This window comes from Streptomyces sp. NPDC015131 (assembly GCF_043079975.1).
In the GTDB taxonomy this organism is placed as follows: domain Bacteria; phylum Actinomycetota; class Actinomycetes; order Streptomycetales; family Streptomycetaceae; genus Streptomyces.
In genome coordinates, this window is sequence record NZ_JBIBVB010000002.1 from 678,284 (window position 1) to 697,021 (window position 18,738).

The 18,738-nt window shown below is 74.4% G+C and carries 18 protein-coding genes and 1 pseudogene; 12 read left to right on the forward strand and 7 right to left on the reverse strand.

What is annotated here, in order from left to right; genetic code table 11:
* Window positions 1–6 precede the first annotated feature (6 nt).
* The 4 genes from ACF08D_RS08705 (at window position 7) to fabF (ending at window position 3,612) form a co-directional block, all read left to right on the forward strand.
* A complete protein-coding gene (locus tag ACF08D_RS08705; protein ID WP_392221838.1) occupies window positions 7–930 on the forward strand; it encodes an ACP S-malonyltransferase in 924 nt (307 codons plus the stop codon).
* A gap of 17 nt (window positions 931–947) precedes the next feature.
* Entirely contained in the window at window positions 948–1,949 is a 1,002-nt protein-coding gene (locus ACF08D_RS08710) for a ketoacyl-ACP synthase III (RefSeq protein WP_392221839.1), read from the forward strand.
* An 84-nt stretch (window positions 1,950–2,033) separates the two neighbouring features.
* A complete protein-coding gene (locus tag ACF08D_RS08715) occupies window positions 2,034–2,282 on the forward strand; it encodes an acyl carrier protein (protein ID WP_084897295.1) in 249 nt (82 codons plus the stop codon).
* Window positions 2,283–2,349: 67 nt separating this feature from the next.
* Window positions 2,350–3,612 (forward strand): beta-ketoacyl-ACP synthase II, encoded by a 1,263-nt coding sequence (fabF, locus tag ACF08D_RS08720; protein ID WP_392221840.1) that lies wholly within the window; start codon window positions 2,350–2,352, stop codon window positions 3,610–3,612.
* A gap of 225 nt (window positions 3,613–3,837) precedes the next feature.
* Here the strand turns inward: fabF and ACF08D_RS08725 are convergent, their stop codons facing one another.
* On the reverse strand, window positions 3,838–4,332 hold the full coding sequence (locus tag ACF08D_RS08725) for a DUF3145 domain-containing protein (protein WP_392221841.1): 495 nt from the start codon (window positions 4,330–4,332) through the stop codon (window positions 3,838–3,840).
* A 249-nt stretch (window positions 4,333–4,581) separates the two neighbouring features.
* Here ACF08D_RS08725 and ACF08D_RS08730 point away from each other — a divergent pair, with 249 nt between their 5' ends.
* Window positions 4,582–5,487, forward strand: a complete 906-nt coding sequence (locus ACF08D_RS08730) for a GDSL-type esterase/lipase family protein (protein ID WP_392221842.1) — start codon at window positions 4,582–4,584, stop codon at window positions 5,485–5,487.
* A gap of 29 nt (window positions 5,488–5,516) precedes the next feature.
* Here the strand turns inward: ACF08D_RS08730 and ACF08D_RS08735 are convergent, their stop codons facing one another.
* Window positions 5,517–7,970 carry a glycoside hydrolase family 3 protein gene (locus ACF08D_RS08735; protein ID WP_392221843.1) on the reverse strand — a complete coding sequence of 818 codons (2,454 nt, stop codon included), beginning with the start codon at window positions 7,968–7,970 and terminating at the stop codon, window positions 5,517–5,519.
* Window positions 7,971–8,087: 117 nt separating this feature from the next.
* Here ACF08D_RS08735 and ACF08D_RS08740 point away from each other — a divergent pair, with 117 nt between their 5' ends.
* Together ACF08D_RS08740 and ACF08D_RS08745 are read left to right on the forward strand one after the other, a co-directional pair.
* Window positions 8,088–8,663 (forward strand): TetR/AcrR family transcriptional regulator, encoded by a 576-nt coding sequence (locus ACF08D_RS08740; RefSeq protein ID WP_392221844.1) that lies wholly within the window; start codon window positions 8,088–8,090, stop codon window positions 8,661–8,663.
* A 30-nt stretch (window positions 8,664–8,693) separates the two neighbouring features.
* Complete coding sequence (locus tag ACF08D_RS08745; protein WP_392221845.1) at window positions 8,694–9,914, forward strand: pyroglutamyl peptidase; 1,221 nt, start codon at window positions 8,694–8,696, stop codon at window positions 9,912–9,914.
* Window positions 9,915–9,925: 11 nt separating this feature from the next.
* Here the strand turns inward: ACF08D_RS08745 and ACF08D_RS08750 are convergent, their stop codons facing one another.
* The 3 genes from ACF08D_RS08750 to ACF08D_RS08760 form a co-directional block, all read right to left on the reverse strand.
* Window positions 9,926–10,774 carry an EI24 domain-containing protein gene (locus ACF08D_RS08750; protein ID WP_392221846.1) on the reverse strand — a complete coding sequence of 283 codons (849 nt, stop codon included), beginning with the start codon at window positions 10,772–10,774 and terminating at the stop codon, window positions 9,926–9,928.
* Between the two features lie 122 nt (window positions 10,775–10,896).
* Window positions 10,897–11,322: an organic hydroperoxide resistance protein gene (locus ACF08D_RS08755; protein ID WP_392221847.1), complete on the reverse strand. Its 426-nt coding sequence runs from the start codon at window positions 11,320–11,322 to the stop codon at window positions 10,897–10,899.
* Between the two features lie 65 nt (window positions 11,323–11,387).
* Window positions 11,388–12,407: an NADP-dependent oxidoreductase gene (locus tag ACF08D_RS08760; protein ID WP_392221848.1), complete on the reverse strand. Its 1,020-nt coding sequence runs from the start codon at window positions 12,405–12,407 to the stop codon at window positions 11,388–11,390.
* 127 nt (window positions 12,408–12,534) lie between these two features.
* On the opposite strand from ACF08D_RS08760, the gene ACF08D_RS08765 reads away from it, so the two are divergent.
* On the forward strand, window positions 12,535–12,972 hold the full coding sequence (locus ACF08D_RS08765; RefSeq protein ID WP_392221849.1) for a MarR family winged helix-turn-helix transcriptional regulator: 438 nt from the start codon (window positions 12,535–12,537) through the stop codon (window positions 12,970–12,972).
* 49 nt (window positions 12,973–13,021) lie between these two features.
* On the opposite strand, the gene ACF08D_RS08770 is transcribed toward ACF08D_RS08765, so the two are convergent.
* Entirely contained in the window at window positions 13,022–13,777 is a 756-nt protein-coding gene (locus tag ACF08D_RS08770) for a helix-turn-helix domain-containing protein (RefSeq protein ID WP_392221850.1), read from the reverse strand.
* Window positions 13,778–14,027: 250 nt separating this feature from the next.
* Here ACF08D_RS08770 and ACF08D_RS08775 point away from each other — a divergent pair, with 250 nt between their 5' ends.
* Window positions 14,028–14,693 carry a DUF4097 family beta strand repeat-containing protein gene (locus tag ACF08D_RS08775; protein WP_392221851.1) on the forward strand — a complete coding sequence of 222 codons (666 nt, stop codon included), beginning with the start codon at window positions 14,028–14,030 and terminating at the stop codon, window positions 14,691–14,693.
* Between the two features lie 85 nt (window positions 14,694–14,778).
* Here ACF08D_RS08775 and ACF08D_RS08780 read toward each other — a convergent pair whose 3' ends face one another.
* Window positions 14,779–15,693: a hypothetical protein gene (locus ACF08D_RS08780; protein WP_392221852.1), complete on the reverse strand. Its 915-nt coding sequence runs from the start codon at window positions 15,691–15,693 to the stop codon at window positions 14,779–14,781.
* A gap of 131 nt (window positions 15,694–15,824) precedes the next feature.
* Here ACF08D_RS08780 and ACF08D_RS08785 point away from each other — a divergent pair, with 131 nt between their 5' ends.
* From ACF08D_RS08785 to ACF08D_RS08795, 3 genes and pseudogenes are all read left to right on the forward strand, one after another.
* Window positions 15,825–16,442, forward strand: a complete 618-nt coding sequence (locus ACF08D_RS08785; protein ID WP_392221853.1) for a hypothetical protein — start codon at window positions 15,825–15,827, stop codon at window positions 16,440–16,442.
* Window positions 16,443–16,543: 101 nt separating this feature from the next.
* Window positions 16,544–17,587, forward strand: coding sequence for a rod shape-determining protein (locus tag ACF08D_RS08790; protein WP_392221854.1), 1,044 nt, complete (start codon window positions 16,544–16,546; stop codon window positions 17,585–17,587).
* A 7-nt stretch (window positions 17,588–17,594) separates the two neighbouring features.
* Window positions 17,595–18,707 (forward strand): annotated as a pseudogene (locus ACF08D_RS08795) (GAF domain-containing protein); the annotation flags it as partial.
* Between the last annotated feature and the right edge of the window lie 31 nt (window positions 18,708–18,738).

The window sequence follows — 18,738 nt, forward strand, 5'->3', positions numbered from 1 at the left end:
GTGAGGGTGCTCGTACTCGTCGCTCCCGGCCAAGGCGCTCAGACGCCCGGCTTCCTGACTCCCTGGCTCGACCTGCCCGGCGCCTCCGACCGCGTCGCGGCGTGGTCCGACGCCATCGGGCTCGACCTCGTCCACTACGGCACCAAGGCGGACGCCGACGCGATCCGCGACACGGCCGTGGCCCAGCCGCTGCTGGTCGCCGCCGGGCTGCTGTCCGCCTCCGCGCTCGGTGACGCCGCCCCCGGCGCCGTCGCGGGCCACAGCGTCGGCGAGATCACGGCGGCGGCGTTCGCCGGCGTCCTCGACGACACGGCCGCGCTCCGCCTCGTACGGACCCGCGGGCTGGCGATGGCCGAGGCCGCCGCCGTCACCGAGACCGGTATGTCGGCGCTGCTCGGCGGCGACCCGGAGGTGACCGTCCCGCACCTGGAGAAGCTGGGCCTGACCCCGGCGAACGTCAACGGCGCGGGCCAGATCGTCGCCGCCGGCACCATGGAGCAGCTCGCCGCCCTGGAAGCGGACAAGCCCGAGGGCGTCCGCAAGGTGGTGGCGCTCAAGGTCGCCGGCGCGTTCCACACGCACCACATGGCGCCCGCGGTCGAGACGCTGCGGAAGGCCGCCGAGGGCCTCACGCCCGCCGACCCGGCCGTCACCTACGTCTCCAACAAGGACGGCCGGACCGTCGCCACGGGCGCCGACGTCGTCGCCCGGCTCGTCGGCCAGGTGGCCAATCCCGTCCGCTGGGACCTGTGCATGGAAACGTTCCAGCAGCTCGGTGCGACCGCCCTGGTCGAGGTGTGCCCCGGCGGCACCCTGACCGGACTCGCCAAGCGCGCCCTGAAGGGCGTCAAGACGGTCGCGCTGAAGACGCCGGACGATCTCGACGCGGCCCGCGCGCTCATCGCCGAGCACGCGACGCCCGCGGTCTGACAAGGAGCGTTAAGAGCATGGCGAAGATCAAGCCCAGCCAGGGCGCGCCGTTCGCGCGCATCATGGGTGTCGGCGGTTACCGCCCCACGCGTGTCGTGCCGAACGACGTGATCCTGGAGACGATCGACTCGTCCGACGAGTGGATCCGCTCGCGCTCCGGCATCGCCACCCGCCACTGGGCCTCCCCCGAGGAGACCGTGACCGCGATGTCGGTCGAGGCGGCGGGCAAGGCCATCGCGGACGCCGGGATCACCCCGGAGCAGGTCGGCGGGGTGATCGTGTCCACCGTCTCGCACTTCAAGCAGACCCCGGCGGTCGCCACCGAGATCGCGGACAAGATCGGCGCGAACAAGCCGGCCGCGTTCGACATCTCGGCGGGCTGCGCCGGCTTCGGCTACGGCCTGACCCTCGCCAAGGGCATGGTGGTGGAGGGTTCCGCCGAGTACGTCCTGGTCATCGGCGTCGAGCGGCTCAGCGACCTGACGGACCTGGAGGACCGCGCGACGGCCTTCCTGTTCGGTGACGGCGCGGGCGCCGTCGTCGTCGGCCCCGCGAAGGAGCCGGCGATCGGCCCGACCGTGTGGGGCTCCGAGGGCGACAAGTCCGAGACCATCAAGCAGACCGTCGCCTGGACCGACTACCGCGACGGCACGGTCGAGCGCTTCCCCGCCATCACGCAGGAGGGCCAGGCGGTGTTCCGCTGGGCCGTCTTCGAGATGGCGAAGGTGGCGCAGCAGGCCCTGGACGCGGCCGGCATCACCGCCGAGGAGCTGGATGTCTTCATCCCGCACCAGGCGAACATGCGGATCATCGACTCGATGGTCAAGACCCTGAAGCTGCCGGAGCACGTCACGGTCGCCCGGGACGTGGAGACCACCGGCAACACCTCGGCCGCCTCGATCCCGCTCGCGATGGAGCGGCTCCTGGCGACGGGCCAGGCGAAGAGCGGCGACACCGCGCTCGTCATCGGCTTCGGGGCGGGTCTCGTCTACGCCGCGACGGTCGTTACCCTCCCCTAGGCACATCAGGCGGAAATCCACGGACGACCGCCTCGAAAACCCTCTGAGAAACACCCTCTGAGATACACACCGAAGGAGCGCCACATGGCCGCCACTCAGGAAGAGATCGTCGCCGGTCTCGCCGACATCGTGAACGAGATCGCCGGCATCCCGGTCGAGGACGTCCAGCTGGACAAGTCCTTCACCGACGACCTGGACGTCGACTCGCTCTCCATGGTCGAGGTCGTCGTCGCCGCCGAAGAGCGCTTCGACGTCAAGATCCCGGACGAGGACGTCAAGAACCTCAAGACGGTCGGCGACGCCGCCGATTACATCCTGAAGCACCAGGGCTGACCGGATCGCCACCCGGCGGTGGCGCCGTATTCCCCGCATACCTCATAGACGTGGAGAAAGAATTCCTGTGAACTCGACCAATCGCACCGTGGTCGTCACCGGTATCGGCGCAACCACACCGCTGGGTGGCGACTCCGCCGCGACCTGGGAGGGTCTGCTGGCGGGACGCTCCGGCGTCAGGCCCCTGGAGGGCGACCGCTACAGCGACCTGCCCGTCCGTATCGCGGCTCCCGTGGCCGTCGACCCGGCCGAGGTGCTGCCGCGCCCGCTGGCCCGCAAGCTGGACCGCTCGGCGCAGTTCGCCGTGATCGCGGCCCGTGAGGCGTGGGCGGACGCGGGCTTCACCGCCGCGGCGGGCGAGGACGAGGCCGTCGTGCCCGAGCGGCTGGGCGCCGTGATCGCCTCCGGCATCGGCGGCGTGACCACCCTCCTCGACCAGTACGACGTGCTGAAGGAGAAGGGCGTACGCCGCGTCTCCCCGCACACCGTGCCGATGCTGATGCCCAACAGCCCCTCCGCCAACGTCGGCCTGGAGGTGAACGCCCGGGCGGGCGTGCACACCCCGGTCTCGGCGTGCGCGTCGGGCGCCGAGGCGATCGGCTACGCCATCGAGATGATCCGCACCGGCCGCGCCGACGTGGTCGTGGCGGGCGGCACCGAGGCGGCGATCCACCCGCTGCCGGTGGCCGCGTTCGCCAACATGATGGCGATGTCCAAGAACAACGACGAGCCGCAGAAGGCCTCGCGCCCGTACGACAAGGGCCGGGACGGCTTCGTCCTCGGCGAGGGCGCCGGTGTGGTGATCCTGGAGTCGGCCGAGCACGCCGCCCGGCGCGGCGCCAAGGTCTACTGCGAGGCGCTGGGCCAGGGCCTGTCGGCCGACAGCCACCACATCGCCCAGCCGGAGCCGACCGGCCGCGGCATCGCCGCCGCGCTGCAGAACCTGCTGGACACCACCGACCTCAAGCCGGCGGAGGTCGTGCACCTCAACGCCCACGCCACGTCCACCCCGCAGGGTGACGTCGCCGAGGTCAAGGCGCTGCGCAAGGTGCTGGGCGAGGAGCTGGACCACGTGGCGATCTCGGCCACCAAGTCCATGACGGGCCACCTGCTGGGCGGCGCGGGCGGCATCGAGACGGTCGCCACCGTGCTGGCCCTGCACCACCGCACGGCCCCGCCGACCATCAACGTGGAGGACCTGGACGAGGAGGTCGACGCGGACGTCGTGCGCGACACCCCGCGCCCCCTCCCGGAGGGCACCATCGCCGCGATCAACAATTCGTTCGGCTTCGGCGGCCACAACGTGGTGCTGGCCTTCCGGACGGTCTGACGCCCCGGCCGACGCCGCCGGACGGGGTCCGGCGCAGCGGTCCGAAGCCTGCCCGGCCCCCCGGGGCCGGGCGGTGCGAGGGCCGCACGAGGAAGAGGCCAACTCGTTCGGCTTCGGCGGCCACAACGTGGTGCCGGCCTTCCGGACGGTCTGACGCCCCGTAACGCGCGTGTGGGCCCGCCCCCTTCCGGGGCGGGCCCACCGGCGTTCGCGGGGGCGGTCGGCTCAGACGACCTGGTGGAGCCAGCGGACCGGGGCGCCCTCGCCGGCGTAGCGGAAGGGTTCGAGCTCGTCGTCCCAGGGCTTGCCGAGGAGCTTGGCGATCTCGGCCTCCAGCTGGGTCTCGCCCTGGGCGGAGCGGACGAGCGCGGCGCGCAGCCGGTCCTCGGGGATCAGGATGTCGCCGTGGATGCCGGTGACGGCGTGGAAGATGCCCAGTTCGGGCGTGGCGCTGTAGCGCTCGCCCTCGGCGGTGGCGCAGGGCTCCGCGGTGACCTCGAAGCGGAGCATCTGCCAGCCGCGCAGCGCGGAGGCCAGTTGGGAGGCGGTCCCCGGTTCGCCCCGCCAGGAGAACTCGGCTCTCCAGGTGCCCGGCGACGCGGGCTGGCGGATCCAGTCGAGCTGGACCCTCGCACCGAGCACCCCCGCCACCGCCCATTCGACGTGCGGGCACAGCGCACGCGGTGCGGAGTGTACGTACAGGACTCCACGTGTCGTCACCGGGACCTCCAGTGTGGGACGAGGTTCGCCTTTCCCAGCGGCCTCAGTAAACAGCATCGGGAGTAAAACTCCGCAAAAGGGACAGCATGTGACGTGATGTAATTTACCGGAGCCGGTCGGCGAAGGCGCCTGACGGTTCGACGGGGAAAAGCTACCGTGCGCCGGGGTGCTTGGGATGACGTACGGTCGGCCAGGGGGTGCGGACACCAAGCTTTCACCCGCCAGGACGCCGACGAAAGGGCTGCCGGGATGTCCCAGGGCCGACGAGGCCGGATATATGCGCTCGCCACCCGGACGGTGGCATGTGCCCTGGTCACGGGCGTGGCCCTGGCCGGATGCACGGCGGAGCCCGAGCGCCGGCCGGGCGTGGCGGAGCGTTCGTCGCCCGCGCCGCGGCCCTCGCCCGCGTGGGACCCGAGCCCCTCCTCCGTGGCCGCCGTGGGCGACTCGATCACCCGCGGTTACGACGCCTGCGGGGTGCTGGTGGACTGCCCCGAGGTGTCCTGGGCGACCGGGGGCGACGCGCGGGTGAACAGTCTCGCCCGGCGGCTCCTCGGCGCGTCGGCGCTGCCCTCGAGGAGCTGGAACCTGGCCCGTTCGGGTGCCCGGGTGGCGGAGCTGCCGGCGCAGATGGCGCGGGCGGCGGCGCACCGGCCGGGGCTGGTGACGGTGACGGTCGGCGCCAATGACGCCTGCCGGGACAGTACGGCGCTGATGACGCCGGTGGCGGACTTCCGCGCCTCGTTCGAGGAGGCGATGCGGGCGCTGCGCGAGGTGTCCCCCAAGAGCCAGGTGTACGTGTCGAGCGTGCCGGACCTGAAGCGGCTGTGGTCGACGGGGCGGGACAACGCGGTGGGCCGGCAGGTGTGGAAGCTGGGCCTGTGCGCGTCGATGCTCGGCGCGGCGGACGACCTCGGCCCGGAGGCCACCCGGCGGCGTGAGCGGGTGTACGAGCGGGTGGTGGCCTACAACGCGGCGATGCGGGACGTGTGCGCGCGGGACCGGTGGTGCCGGTACGACGGCGGGGCGGTGTTCGCCTACCGGTTCACCGGCGAGCAGCTGAGCCCCTGGGACTGGTTCCACCCGGGGCTGGACGGGCAGCGGCGGCTGGCGGAGATCGCGTACCGGAACGTGACGGCCGGCGGCCGGGGCTGACCCGTCACGCACCGGTACGCGGGGCCCCGCTAGGACTCGTCGTCGCCGTGCACGGTGAGCTTGGCGGTGAGGCGGATGTCGGTGAGCGAGCGGCCCGCCCTGATCTCGTACGTGCCCGGGACCGCCGTCCAGCCGCCGGCCCGCTCGTCCCAGATCTCGAACGCCCGCCTCGGCACCCGGATCTCGGTCTCGGCGCTCTCGCCGGGCCCGGCCTCGACGGAGGCGAAGCCCGCGAGCCGGCGGGCGGGGCGCTCCACCGGGTCGTCGGCGGCGGGCGCGACGTAGAGCTGCACGGTCTCGCGGCCGGGGCGGGTGCCGGTGTTGCGGACGCGGACGGTGGCGGCCTCCGGGGACAGGTCCAGCGCCTCGTACCCCCAGGTGGTGTAGCCGAGGCCGTGGCCGAAGGGGTACGCGGGGACGGCGCCGGACCGGTCCCAGGCGCGGTAGCCGGTGAACAGGCCCTCGGTGTAGTGGAGTTCACCGTCCACCGGGGTGACGTCGGTGACCGGCGCGTCGGCGAGGGCGGCGGGCCAGGTGGTGGGCAGCCGCCCGCCGGGCTCCTCGGCGCCGGTGAGGACGGCGGCGAGCGCGGCGCCGCCCTCCTGGCCGGGGAACCAGGTCAGCAGCACGGCGGCCACGTCGTCCCGCCACGGCATCTCGACCGGTGAGCCGGCGTTGACGACGACCACGGTGCGCGGGTTGGCGGCGGCGACGGCCCGCACCAGGTCGTCCTGGCGGCCGGGGAGCCGGAGGTCGGCGCGGTCGAAGCCCTCGGACTCCACGCGCTCGGTGGTGGCGACGACCACGACGGCGCTGTCCGCGGCGCGGGCGGCCCCGGCGGCCTCGGCGATCAGCTCGTCCGGGTCGCGCCGCGGCCCGAGGTGGACGAGGGAGAACGCCACGCCCGGCAGGGGCGCCGCGTGCTCGCGGTCGAGCGGGTGGAGCAGCGACACCTCGACGGGGACGCCCTCGGTCAGCTCGGCGGTGCCCCGTTCCAGCGGCGCGCCGAAGAACGCCTCGAAGGGGTCGGCCTCGTCGCCCATCGGCTGGACGCCGTCGTAGAGGGTCTGACCCGCGACGGTGAGGGTGAAGGCGCCGAGGCCGCGGGTGCCGAAGGTGTGGGCGCCGCTCTCCCGGGGCGTGAAGGTGCCGGTGACCTCGACGCTGTGCAGCGTCTCGTGGGTGACTCCGGCGGGCAGGTCGTCGCCGATCCACTGCACCTGGCCGCTGGGCAGGGGCGCCTCGCCGAGGACCCGGCCGGTGGCGTCGCGGCAGACGGCGCGGAGGGTGAAGCCCCGGTCCGCGGGGGCGAGTTCGTCGCTGGGGTCGGCGCCGACGGCGTACCGGAGTGCCCCGGCGGGCAGGGCGGCGGTGAGCCCGTCGAGCGGGGAGACGGTGTGGCCGGGGAAGACCTGCGCGGAGCCGCCGCCGAGGACGCGGGCGTCGCGGGCGGCGGCGCCGAGGAGGGCGACGGTGCCGCCGGCGGGCAGCGGCAGGGCGCCCTCGTTGCGGAGGAGGACGAAGGAGCGGTGGGCGATCTCGTGGGCGAGGGCGTCGCCGTCGACGGGCTCGGGGAGGGTGGTGACGGCCGGTTCGCAGCCGTCGAGGGCGCCGGCGCGGGCGGCGAGGCGCAGGACGTTGCGGACGGCGGCGTCGACGAGCGCCTCGTCCACCTCGCCGGCGCGTACGGCGGCGGCGAGGGCCTCGCCGTAGACGGTGCGGGGGCCGGGCATGGCGAGGTCGAGGCCGCCCTCGATGGCGCCGCGGGTGTCGCGGGCGGCCATCCAGTCGGAGACGTTGACTCCGTCGAAGCCCCACTCGCCGCGCAGCACCTCGTTCACCAGGTGGTGGTGCTCGGTCATGGTGGTGCCGTTGACCTTGTTGTACGCGGTCATCACGCCCCACGGGCGGGCGCCCTTGACGATCGCCTCGAAGGGGGCGAGGTACAGCTCGCGCAGCGGGCGCGGCGCGACGACGTTATTGACGGTGAAGCGGTCGGTCTCGGCGTCGTTGGCGACGAAGTGCTTGACGGTGGTGCCGACGCCGCCGTCCTGGACGCCCAGGACGTATCCGGTGCCGATCTCGCCGGTGAGGAAGGGGTCCTCGCTGTACGCCTCGAAGTGCCGGCCGCCCAGCGGGGAGCGGTGCAGGTTGACGGTGGGGGCGAGCAGCACGTGGACGCCCTTGCGGCGGGCCTCCTGGGCGAGGAGGCGACCGGCGCGGCGGGCGAGGGCGGGGTCCCAGGCGGCGGCGAGGGCGGTGGGGGACGGGAGGGCGACGGACGGGTCGTCGGCGGTCCAGCGGACGCCCCGCACGCCGACCGGGCCGTCGGACAGGACCAGCGACTTCAGGCCGATCTCCGGGAGGGAGGGCAGGGACCACATGTCCCGGCCGGCCAGGAGGCGGGTCTTGGCGTCGAGGCCGAGCCTGCCGAGGGCCGCCTCGACGGCCTGCTCGCGCCGGGTGCCGGTCGCGTCTGTCACTGTCGTACCTCCGTGTCGGCGGGCGTGCGGCGTGCGGTACGCCCCATGGTGCTCCCGCCACCTGTAGTGCGGTAGGTTTCGTTACGTTTCCGTTGTCTCAAGAAGCGGGGTACGAGGATGGCAGCGGCCAGGGCCAGGAGTGAGGAGCGCCGCGCGGAGATCGTGCGCGCGGCCCTCGCGGTGATCGCCGAGCGCGGTTACCGGGGCGCGTCGCTCGGGGCGGTCGCCGAGCGGGTCGGGCTGACCCAGCAGGGGCTCCTGCACTACTTCCCCACCAAGGAGGCGCTGCTCGTCGCGGTCCTGGAGGAGCGCGACCAGTGGGACACCGGCGGTGGCGCGGGCGGCGGCCGGGAGGGGTGGCGGCCGGACCTGCTGGCCTCGCTGGTCGAGTACAACGCGATGCGGCCCGGCATCGTCCAGACCTTCTCCGCCCTGCTCGGCGAGAGCGTGACCGAAGGCCACCCGGCGCGGGAGTTCTTCACCCGCCGCTACGCGCAGGTGCGGGGCGAGATGGCGCACCTGCTGCGGGCCGAGTATGGGGACCGGCTGCCCGGCGGGCTGACGCCGGAACAGGCGGCGCCGCTGATGACGGCGGTGATGGACGGGCTCCAGTACCAGTGGCTGCTGGATCCGGACGCCGTGGACATGCCGGCCGCCTTCCGGGACTTTCTGCGGCTGCTGGGGGCGCGGTAGCGTTCCGCCACCCTACGGAAGGCTGACCCGGTGTCACGCATACGGCTGCGCACGACCCTCGTCCTGGTACTGGCCGCTCTCGCGGCCCCGGCCGCCCCCGCCTCGGCGGCGCCGGCCCCCACCGCCGAGGAGGCCAGACTCGACCGGGCGGTCCCCCGGGAGATCCTGGAGCGCAGCGGATTCGCCCCGGTGGGGCCCTCGTTCGGGTCCGCGCTGGCGCGGGCCGGGTCGTACGCGGCGGCCGAGCGGACCGTCGTACGGCACGCGTCGGCGCTGTGGCGGCGGGCGGTGGACCGGGCGGCGGGGCGGGGCCCGGCGGGCGGCGACCTGGCCCGGGACGACGACCGGCCGCTGTACTGGGCGCGGCTGGCCATGACGCGCGAACTGCGCTCCTGGGAGCCCGGCTTCGCCCTGTCCGGCGGTGAACGCGACCGGCTGCTGGACCGGCTGGAGACCTCCTCGCGCGGCCAGGACGCGATCCGCTTCCCGGTGGGGCGGGGCGTCAAGCGGGTGCTGGTGACCGGCTTCGACCCCTTCACGCTGGACCGGGACGTGCGGATCAGCAACCCGTCGGGCGCGGCGGCCCTCGCCCTGGACGGGGCGCTGATCCGCACCGCGGACGGCGGGCTCGCGCGGGTGGAGACGGCGGTGTTCCCGGTGCGCTGGGCGGACTTCACGGCCGGCGAGGTGGAACGGACGCTGCGCCCGCACCTGCCGCACGTGGACGCCTTCACCACGGTCAGCCAGGGCCGCGTCGGCCGCTTCGACGTCGAGCGGTTCAACGGCGCCTGGCGCGGCGGCTTCGGCGACAACGAGAACGTCTCCGAGACCGGCCTCGTCCCGGTCGCCGACCCCGCGTCGCAGCCGCAGTGGACGGCGACCACCCTGCCGTACGCGAAGATCATCGCGGCGGACACGGGCCGCTTCCCGGTGTACGACAACACGTCGGTGACCGAGGTCCCGGCGGGCTCCACCACCCCGGTGGTCCGGCCCGGCGGCCCGACGCCCGGCTCGGCGGCCCGCGCGGGCGGCGGCGGGGACTACCTGTCCAACGAGATCGCCTACCGGGCCACGCTGCTGCGCGACCGGATGGGCCTGAAGGACCTGCCGGGCGGCCATCTGCACACGCCGGTGCTCCAGTTCGGCGCGGGCAACACCGGCGCGGTGAGCGACCCGGAGTTCCTGCGCGCCCGTGCGGACATCACCGCCCAGGTGCGGGCCGTCGTCGCGGTCGCCGCGTCCGGCGGCTGAGCCGCCCGGTTTCAGCCGGTGGGGCCGTAGGGGTTGGGGGCGCCGGCCGGGCCGTAGGAGTTGTGGGGGCCGCCGGGGGCGGGCGTCGTGTCCTGCCCGGGCGCCTCCGGCCGGTCCTCCGCGGGCCGGCCCTCCAGGTCGCGGGCGAGCAGGGTCGCGCCCGCCACGGCCCCCGGCATCAGGAGGACGGCCACGAACGGAACCATGAAGGCGAGGGTCAGCGGCACACCGAAGCCGAGCGTGAGCAGGCGCCGCCCGCGCAGCATCGCCAGGCGCTCCTTCAGCTCGACGCCCCGCCGCTGGAAGGCCACCGCCGTCAGCTCCTCCGCCAGGAAGAAACCGGACACGCAGAAGCCCAGCACCGGCACCACGGTCTGCCCGAGGACGGGCACGAAGCCCAGCGCGAAGAGCAGGACGCCGTACAGCGCCACCCGCAGCAGGACGCGGAGGCTGTCACGGGCGGAGATCCACAGCTCGCGCCAGAGCGGCAGCCCGGACCGGGGCACGTCACCGCCCTCGGTGCGGTCGACCTCCTCGGAGAGCGACTCGTAGAAGGGCTGGCCGACCAGCAGAGTGACGGCGGTGAAGGTGATCACCGCCAGGAAGAGCCCGAAGGCGAAGACCAGCGCGGTCAGGAAGCCCCGGAAGACGCCCTGCCAGGGCGAGGACCAGTCGTCCGCGAAGGGCGTCGCCCACGCGGTCAGGTCGTCGGCGCCGTACGCCAGACCGAACAGCGCGGCGGCGTACAGCACCAGGGTGATCAGTCCGGGCAGCAGCCCGAAGCCGAACCACCGGCCGTGCCGGCCGACCCAGCGCTGCCCCTTCACCAGATAACCGAAGCCCACCCCGAGATCACGCATGGTGGTCACCCTACCGGGGGCCCGGGACCGCCCCGCCGGGACCGGCGGGGAACGGCGGAGGGCCGCACCCCGGGCGGGGTGCGGCCCTCCGGCACGCGGTGCCGTGCGCTGCCGTGCGGTGATCAGGCGACGTCGAGGTCGACCGTGATGTTGCCGCGGGTGGCCTTGGAGTACGGGCAGACCTGGTGGGCCTTCTCGACGAGCTCCTTGGCGGTGGCGGCGCTCACGTTCGGGATCTTCGCCGAGATCTTGACGATGATGCCGAAACCGTCGGCGTTCTTGCCGATGCCGACCTCGGCGGTGACCGTCGAGCCGGAGATGTCGGCGCCCTCCTGGCGGGCGACGACACCGAGCGCGCCCTGGAAGCAGGCGCTGTAACCGGCGGCGAAGAGCTGCTCGGGGTTGGTGCCCTCGCCGGAACCGCCCATCTCCTTCGGCGGGTTCACGACGACGTCGAGCTTGCCGTCGTTGGTGGCGACGCGGCCGTCACGGCCGTTCTCGGCGGTGGCGACGGCGGTGTACAGGACGTCGGACTGCGTGATGGACATGTAAGAGCTTTCCTCCTGTTTCGCGCCGCGACTCGCGCCCACGGTCACGGCGGCCTGGAGTGAGCCTAGCGGGTGAGCGAAACGATCATCTTCCCGGTGTTCTCGCCGCGCAGCATGCCCAGGAAGGCGTCGACACCGTTCTCGATGCCCTCGACCACGGTCTCCTGGTACTTCAGCTCGCCCGAGGCCAGCCAGCCGGCGACCTCCTCGACGAACTTCGGCTGGAGCGCGGCGTGGTCGTTGACCAGCATGCCCTGGAGGCGCAGCCGCTTGCCGATGACCAGGGCGAGGTTGCGCGGCGCGGGGGTCGGCTCGGTGCTGTTGTACTGGGCGATCATGCCGCAGATGGTGGCGCGGCCGTGCACGTTGAGGGAGCCGATCGCCGCCTCCAGGTGCTCGCCGCCGACGTTGTCGAAGTAGACGTCGATGCCGTCGGGGGCGGCTTCCTTGAGCTGGGCGGCGACGGGGCCGTTCTTGTAGTTGAACGCGGCGTCGAAGCCGTACTCCTCGGTGAGGAGCTTGACCTTCTCGTCGGATCCGGCCGAGCCGATGACCCGCGAGGCGCCCTTGAGCCTCGCCATCTGGCCGACCTGGTTGCCGACGGCGCCGGCCGCGCCGGAGACGAAGACGGCGTCGCCCTCCTTGAAGGACGCCACGTCGAAGAGGCCGGCGTAGGCGGTGAGGCCGGTCATGCCGAGGACGCCGAGGTACGCGGAGAGGGGGGCGAGCGAGGCGTCCACCTTGGTGGCGTGCTTGGCGCCGACCTCGGCGTACTCGCGCCAGCCGAGGCCGTGCAGGACGTGGTCGCCCACGGCGAAGCCCTCGGCGTTCGAGGCCACGACCTCGCCGACCGCGCCGCCCTCCATGGGCTGGTCGAGCTGGAAGGGCGGGACGTACGACTTGACGTCGTTCATCCGGCCGCGCATGTACGGGTCGACCGAGAAGTGCAGGTTGCGGACGAGGATCCGGCCCTCGCCGGGCTGGGCGACGGGCGCCTCGCGCAGGGCGAAGTCACCGGGCTCGGGCCAGCCGTGCGGACGGGCGACGAGGTGCCATGCGCGGCCGGACGCGGGAAGTGCGGACATGCTGCGGTGCCTCCTGGGTAGGGCGTGCGGGGACTGCTGGTCCGGTGGAGCGACTTTTAGTTCACCACCTGAAACAACCATGCGCCTGAATATTTCAGGTTGTCAAGTAAACGGGTATCCTGGGGCCATGCCCACCAGAAGCACAGACCCGCTGACCCTCGAAGTGGTCGAGCTGATCGGCACCGTGGTCGCGCGCTACCACGAGGAGTACGAGCAGGCCGCCGCGCAGCACTCGCTCACCGGCGCCCAGGCGCGCGTCCTCGGCCTGCTCGCCCTGGAGCCCACGCCGATGCGCCGTATCGCGCAGTCGCTGCGCTGCGAGCCGTCCAATGTGACCGGCATCGTGGACCGGCTGGAGACCCGCGGCCTGGTGGAGCGCCGCCCGGACCCGGCGGACCGCCGGGTGAAGATCGCCGCCGCGACGGACGAGGGCCGCGCGACGGCGCGCCGCCTGCGGGACGCCCTCGGCTTCGCGCGCGAGCCGCTGGCCGCGCTCTCCGACGAGGAGCGCACGGCCCTGCGGGACCTCCTGCGCCGCATGCTGGGCGAGGACGCGGGGGCGTAGGACCCGGGACCGGCCCGGCAGTGCGTTTCAGGTGCCGATCAGGTGCCGATCAGGTGCCGTCGGGCCGGGGCGGCTCGTCACCCTCGGGCGGCTGCGGCCGGGCGGGATGCAGGATCTCGCGGACCTGCTCGGCGGCGCGGACGATGCTCTCGCTGATGAAGTCGAGGAAGCGCGCGATGTTCTCCAGCCGGTCGGCGGCGGGAGTGTGCGCCCCGAGCACGGCCACCCCCTGCCGGGCGGTGGCGACCAGCTGGTCGTTGGACCGGGCGCTGGCAAGGGTCGCCTGGTAGAACAGCTCGTCGTCCACCAGATACCGGTCGCGGCGGCGCTCGTCGCGCTCGCGCCGGACCAGGCTCTGGCCCTCCAGATAGGCGATCGCCTTGGAGACCGACGCCGGGCTGACCTGGAGGCGCCGGGCCAGCTCGGACGCGGTCACACTGCCCGAGTCGGCGGTGATGAGGCAGGTCAGCACGCGGGCCGCCATCTTGGGCAGGCCCGTGGCCATGAGGACGGTGGTGAGCGTCTCCTCGTACTCGGCCACCGCGCCCGCGTCCCGGCCGTGGGGCTGGGGCGACGGCACCGAGAGGCGCTCGGTGGCGGGCCTGCGCCGGTGCGCGCGCCGCTCGGTGGCGCGCTGGGCGAGGTCGGCGCGGTACCCGGCGGGGCCGCCGTTGCGCATCACCTCGCGGGTGACCGTGGACGTGGGGCGGTCGAGGCGCCGGGCGATCTCGGCGTAGGGGAGGCTGTCGGCCAGCCCCAGCGCGATCTGCCGGCGTTCCTGCTGAGTGAGCCTGCCTCCCGGCATCGCACCTCTCTCCTTCGTACGCGACGCACCGGCCCCTGGCGGGGTCGGTGCGTCGCAGCATAGCGTTCACCGGCTCTCCATTGCAATGAACGAGGCGTGGACTGTTGCATTGCTTTCTGGTTCGTTGCAACAGTTATGCCCTGTTGACCTGCGTAGATAAGTAATCGACGCAACGAACTTGTTGCCGGTCGACAGAAAGCAACGTAGCGTTTCTCTTGTCAGAAACGAGGAACGAGCACAGGAGAGCACGATGCAGACGTTCACCACTCCCGCCCCCGTCTCCGCCGTCGTGGAGATCCCCGCCGGCCGCGTCCAGCTCATCGCCGCCGACCGCGCCGACACCACCGTCGACGTCCGGCCCGCCGACCCCGGCAAGAACCGCGACGTACGGCTCGCCGAGGCGACCGAGGTCCGCTACGCCGACGGCGTCCTGCGGGTGCACGCCCCGGAGCAGGGCAACCGGCTCGCCGGCCCGTCCGGGGCCGTGGAGGTCACCGTCCAGCTGCCGGCCGGCTCCCACGTCGAGGGCCGCACCGCCGCCTCCGAGCTGCGGGGCGTCGGCCGGCTCGGGGACGTCGCCTTCGAGGGCGCGTACCACCGGATCAAGCTGGACGAGGCGGGGAGCGTCCGCCTCACCGCGATCGAGGGCGACATCGAGATCGGCCGGCTCGCCGGCCCGGCGGAGATCACCACGACCCGGGGCGACATCCGGATCGCCGAGGCGGTGCGCGGCGCGGTCGTGCTCCGTACCGAGTCGGGCGACATCGACGTGACCGCCGCCGCCGGCGTCTCGGCCACGCTGGACGCCGGTACCGGTTACGGCCGCGTCACCAACGGCCTGAAGAACGACGGCACCGCCGGTCTGGAGATCCGCGCCACCACCGCCCACGGCGACATCTCCGCCCGGAGCCTGTGAGCCCGGTGGTCCCCTGGGCCGGAGGTAGGCGGCCGTCCGGCCGGTCCGGTCGGGCGCCCCGGTCCGGCCGTCCAGGTCGGTCCCGTCAGACGCACCACCAGAGGAACCAGTCGCACGTCTCGCTCGGCGAGGGCTCCGGGGCCGGCGGAGGCGGTGGGGGCGGCGGCTCGGCGGGCGGCGGGTCTCCGGGCCCCGGGTCACCGGGAGCCGGCTCGTCCGGGTCCCCGGTCGCACCGGGGTCCTGGGGCTCCGGGTCCTGCGGCTGCGGACCGCCCGGCCCGTCCGGCGCGCCCGGCTCCTCGGGGCCGCCCTGCTCGGGCGGGGCCTCCTCGCCGCCGCCCGGCTCGCCCCCGGTTCCGGCCGCCGCACCGCCGCGCGCCGCACCGCCGGACGCGGCGGCACCGGGCGCCCGCGACGGGGCGCCCGACTCCCCCGCCGCGTCACCGTCCACGCCGTCGGCGCCGCCCTCGGGGCGGTCCGGCGTCCCGGAGGTCGCCACCACCGGCTCGGTGACCGGACTGGGGTCCTCCGGGGCACCGGAGCCCTGCGGCCGGTCGGGCGGGGGCTGCGGCACGGCCCGGTCGTCCTGCTGGATCGCGGTGGCGGCGCCGTCCTCGCCGGGGTGCTCCATCGCCAGCTCGGCCAGGCTCAGCAGGCCGGCCGCCAGCACCAGTCCGGCCAGCCCGACCAGCACCGTGCGGCCCCGGCGCCTGCGGGCCCTGCGCCCCACCGGGCGGGCGCGGCGCGAGGCGGGGCGGGCGCGGCGGGTCGCCGCCCCCTGCTGAGCACGGCCCTCCCGGGCACGCCTCTCCCCGGCGCGTCCCTCCCGGGCACGGCGCGGCGCCGCGGGCGGGAGCTCCACGACCCGGTCCAGCTCGTAGACGTGCTCCGCCGCGGGTGTCCGGTCGTCGTCGTGCCGGAGCTCCTCGACGGGCGTCCCGCATCCGGGGCAGGCCAGGGCGCCGTTGAGGTGCCGCTGACACTGGTGGCAGTAATCCATGGCGCCCGCAGGCTATGCGGCACCGGGAGGACGGAGGTACTCGCGGCTGTGAGGATCCTGTGTGGACCTGTGCGGAAAGGGCACATGCCCGGCGCGCCGCTCGATTCGTACGGAACGGGCAGGATGGCGGCATGACCGCCGCCCGCTCCGCCTCCGCCCCCTTCGGGCCGCTGGACTTCCAGCTGGTCCTGCTGCGCCGGATGGCCGACCACCAGCCGGGTCTGGTGGAGGACGCCCGCCGCCGGCTGGGCGTCTCGGCCGCCGGGATGCGGGAGGCCAACCGGCGCTGGCAGGCCATGACCCGCTCCGCCCGGTCCCGCGGCGCGCTGGCCCGCTACCGGTCGGTGCTCGGCGAGCCCGAGTCGGCCACCCGCAGCAGGGTCGGCGACCTGGATTTCGACGCGCTGCGGTGGCCGGTGCCGCTGTGGCCGTCGCTGCGCTTCGAGGTGGTGACGCCGGCCGGCGGGGGCCCGGTGTGGAACGAGTGGCTGGTCCGCGCCCCGGGGGCGGCGGGCCCGGCGCTGCGTACCGCCGCCGACCTGCGCCCCTGGAGCTGCACCGCCGACGAGGTGGCCCGCGCGTTCCCGCCGGCGCGCCCGCTGGAGGGCAGCGCGCCGACGCGGTGGGAGCTGGCGTTCACGCTGCCGGACGGGTCGCCGTGCGCGGCGGAGTTCACCTGGGGGCTGCTCCAGCGGCTGGTGGAGCCCCGGTGGGTGGCGCCCCGGCCCGGCGGCCCGGGCGGCGCGTAGTCCCTTCGGCCGCGGTCTGTCACTCCGTCAGATCACCCGGCGCGCGCGGCCCGCGCGGTGATCGCAGGATGCGAGGACGTACCGCTCCCGGGAGGACCACCGTGACCGTCAGTCTTGAGCAGCTGCGCCGCTGCCACGTCGCCGTCGACCTCGGGGCCGCCAGGACCCGGGTCTTCGTCAAGGGGGTCGGGCTCGTCGTCGACGAGCCCAGCGTCGCCGCCGTCAACACCCGCACCGGGGCGCTGATCGCGGTCGGCGAGTTCGCGGAGAAGATGACCGGCCGCACCCCCGACTACATCCGCGTCGTCCGCCCGGTCTCCGGCGGCACCGTCGTCGACATCGAGATGGCGCAGCGCATGCTGCGGCACCTGCTCGGTGAGAAGCTCCGCCGCCAGCTGCGCCGCAAGCCGATGCTGCGCGCGGCGGCCTGCACCCCGCACGACAGCGACCCCCTCGCCCAGCGCGCCACCGTCGAGACGCTCGTCGGGCTGGGCGCCCGGCGGGTGGAGCTGGTCGACACGCTCATCGCGGCGGCGGTCGGCTGCGGGCTGCCGGTGGAGCAGCCCACCGCCACCATGATCCTGGTGTGCGGGGCGGCCACCACCCAGGTCGCGGTGCTGTCGCTCGGGGCCATCGTGACGGCCGAGCGCATCCCGGTCGGCGGCAACGCCATCGACCACGCCGTCATCCAGTACCTGCGCCACCAGCACGAGCTGATGCTGCCGAGCCAGTCGGTCCGCCCGCTCCAGCTGGCCCTGCACGGCAACGGCCTGACCGCGCACGGCCCGGCGGCCACGGAGATCCACGGCCGGGACGTGGCGACGGGCCTCGCCCGGTCCGTGCTGGTGGACACCGCGGCGGTGCGGCAGGCCCTGCACACCCCGCTGACGTCCGTGCTCGACGGCATCGGCAAGGTGCTGCGGGACTGCCCGCCGGACCTGGTGGCCGACCTCGTGGACCGGGGCATCATGATGGTCGGCGGCAGCGCGCTGCTGCCCGGCCTCGACCAGATGCTGCGCAACGCGACGGGCATGCCGGTGCACATCGCCGAACGGCCCGACATCTGCTCGGTGCTGGGCCTGGGGGCCATGCTGGAGGGCCGCATCCAGCCGCTGACGCTGGACCCGCTCGCCGAGGCCGAGTGACCGGCGGGTGTCCGGGGGCGGGCTCGCCGCGCTGCTGGAGGCGGTGCTGAAGGTCGGCACCGGCCTGGACCTGCCGACCACCCTGCAGCGTCTCGTCGAGTACGCCGCCGAGCTGACCGGCGCCCGCAGCGCCCGCCTGGTGGTCACCGACCCGGACGGCCTGTGCCCGGGCGGTACGTCGACGGGGCCGGAGCCCGGGCCCGGCGAGGGCCCCGGGCCCGGGGCGGCCGTGGACGTGCCGGTGCTGGTCGGCACCGAGGAGTTCGGGCACCTGCGGCTGGCCGGGAAGCCGGGCGGCCCGTTCACGGCGGAGGACCTCGCCGCGCTGCGGGTCCTCGCGGCGCAGGCGGGCATCGCGATCGGCAACGCCCGGCTGTACGAGACGGCCCGGCAGCGGGAGCGGTGGATCGAGGGCGCGGCGGCGGTGACCACGGCGCTGCTGACCGGCGGGGCGGCGGCCGACGCGCTGACGACGGTCGCCGAGCGGGCCCGGCTGCTCGCGGGCGCGGCGGCGGGCGTGGTGCTCCAGCCCACCGCGGAGGGCGGGATGGAGATCGTGGCCGCGTCGACCCCGCACGACCCGGGCGACCTGGTCGGCACCACGATCGTGCCCGGCTCCCCGGTGCTGGCCGATCTGCTGGGCGGCAGGCCGGTGTTCGTGGAGGACTCGGCGACCGATCCCCGGATGACCACGCACGTCCGGTCCCGGTTCGGGCCGTCGATGATGCTGCCGCTGCAGAGCGGCGGCCGGCTGATCGGCACCCTCGCCCTGCCGCGCCGGCGCGGCGGCCGCCCGTACACCCCGCTGGAGCGGCTGCTGGCGACCCAGTTCGCCTCGCAGGCCGCGCTGGCCCTGGTCCTCGGCGACGCCGGCCAGGACCGGGAGCGGCTCGCGGTGTACGAGGACCGGGACCGGATCGCCCGTGACCTGCACGACCTGGTGGTGCAGCGGCTGTTCGCCACCGGGATGATGCTGGAGTCCACCCGCCGCCGGGCCGGCGCCCCGGCGGCGGACCTGCTGGACCGGGCGGTGGACGAGCTGGACTCGACCATCCAGGAGGTCCGTACGGCGATCTTCGCGCTCCAGCAGCCCCCGGCCGCCCCGAGGACCCGCACCGGCGGGACGCCGGGCGGCTGACGCGCCGCCCGTT

Excerpts from the sequence above, each read along its gene's own strand:
- ACF08D_RS08710 (WP_392221839.1), top strand. The coding sequence starts at position 948 with ATGGCGAAGATCAAGCCCAGCCAGGGCGCGCCGTTCGCGCGCATCATG.
- ACF08D_RS08715 (WP_084897295.1), top strand. The coding sequence starts at position 2,034 with ATGGCCGCCACTCAGGAAGAGATCGTCGCCGGTCTCGCCGACATCGTG.
- ACF08D_RS08730 (WP_392221842.1), top strand. The coding sequence starts at position 4,582 with ATGTCCCAGGGCCGACGAGGCCGGATATATGCGCTCGCCACCCGGACG.
- ACF08D_RS08740 (WP_392221844.1), top strand. The coding sequence starts at position 8,088 with ATGGCAGCGGCCAGGGCCAGGAGTGAGGAGCGCCGCGCGGAGATCGTG.
- ACF08D_RS08750 (WP_392221846.1), bottom strand. The coding sequence starts at position 10,774 with ATGCGTGATCTCGGGGTGGGCTTCGGTTATCTGGTGAAGGGGCAGCGC.
- ACF08D_RS08755 (WP_392221847.1), bottom strand. The coding sequence starts at position 11,322 with ATGTCCATCACGCAGTCCGACGTCCTGTACACCGCCGTCGCCACCGCC.
- ACF08D_RS08760 (WP_392221848.1), bottom strand. The coding sequence starts at position 12,407 with ATGTCCGCACTTCCCGCGTCCGGCCGCGCATGGCACCTCGTCGCCCGT.
- ACF08D_RS08765 (WP_392221849.1), top strand. The coding sequence starts at position 12,535 with ATGCCCACCAGAAGCACAGACCCGCTGACCCTCGAAGTGGTCGAGCTG.
- ACF08D_RS08770 (WP_392221850.1), bottom strand. The coding sequence starts at position 13,777 with ATGCCGGGAGGCAGGCTCACTCAGCAGGAACGCCGGCAGATCGCGCTG.
- ACF08D_RS08775 (WP_392221851.1), top strand. The coding sequence starts at position 14,028 with ATGCAGACGTTCACCACTCCCGCCCCCGTCTCCGCCGTCGTGGAGATC.
- ACF08D_RS08780 (WP_392221852.1), bottom strand. The coding sequence starts at position 15,693 with ATGGATTACTGCCACCAGTGTCAGCGGCACCTCAACGGCGCCCTGGCC.
- ACF08D_RS08785 (WP_392221853.1), top strand. The coding sequence starts at position 15,825 with ATGACCGCCGCCCGCTCCGCCTCCGCCCCCTTCGGGCCGCTGGACTTC.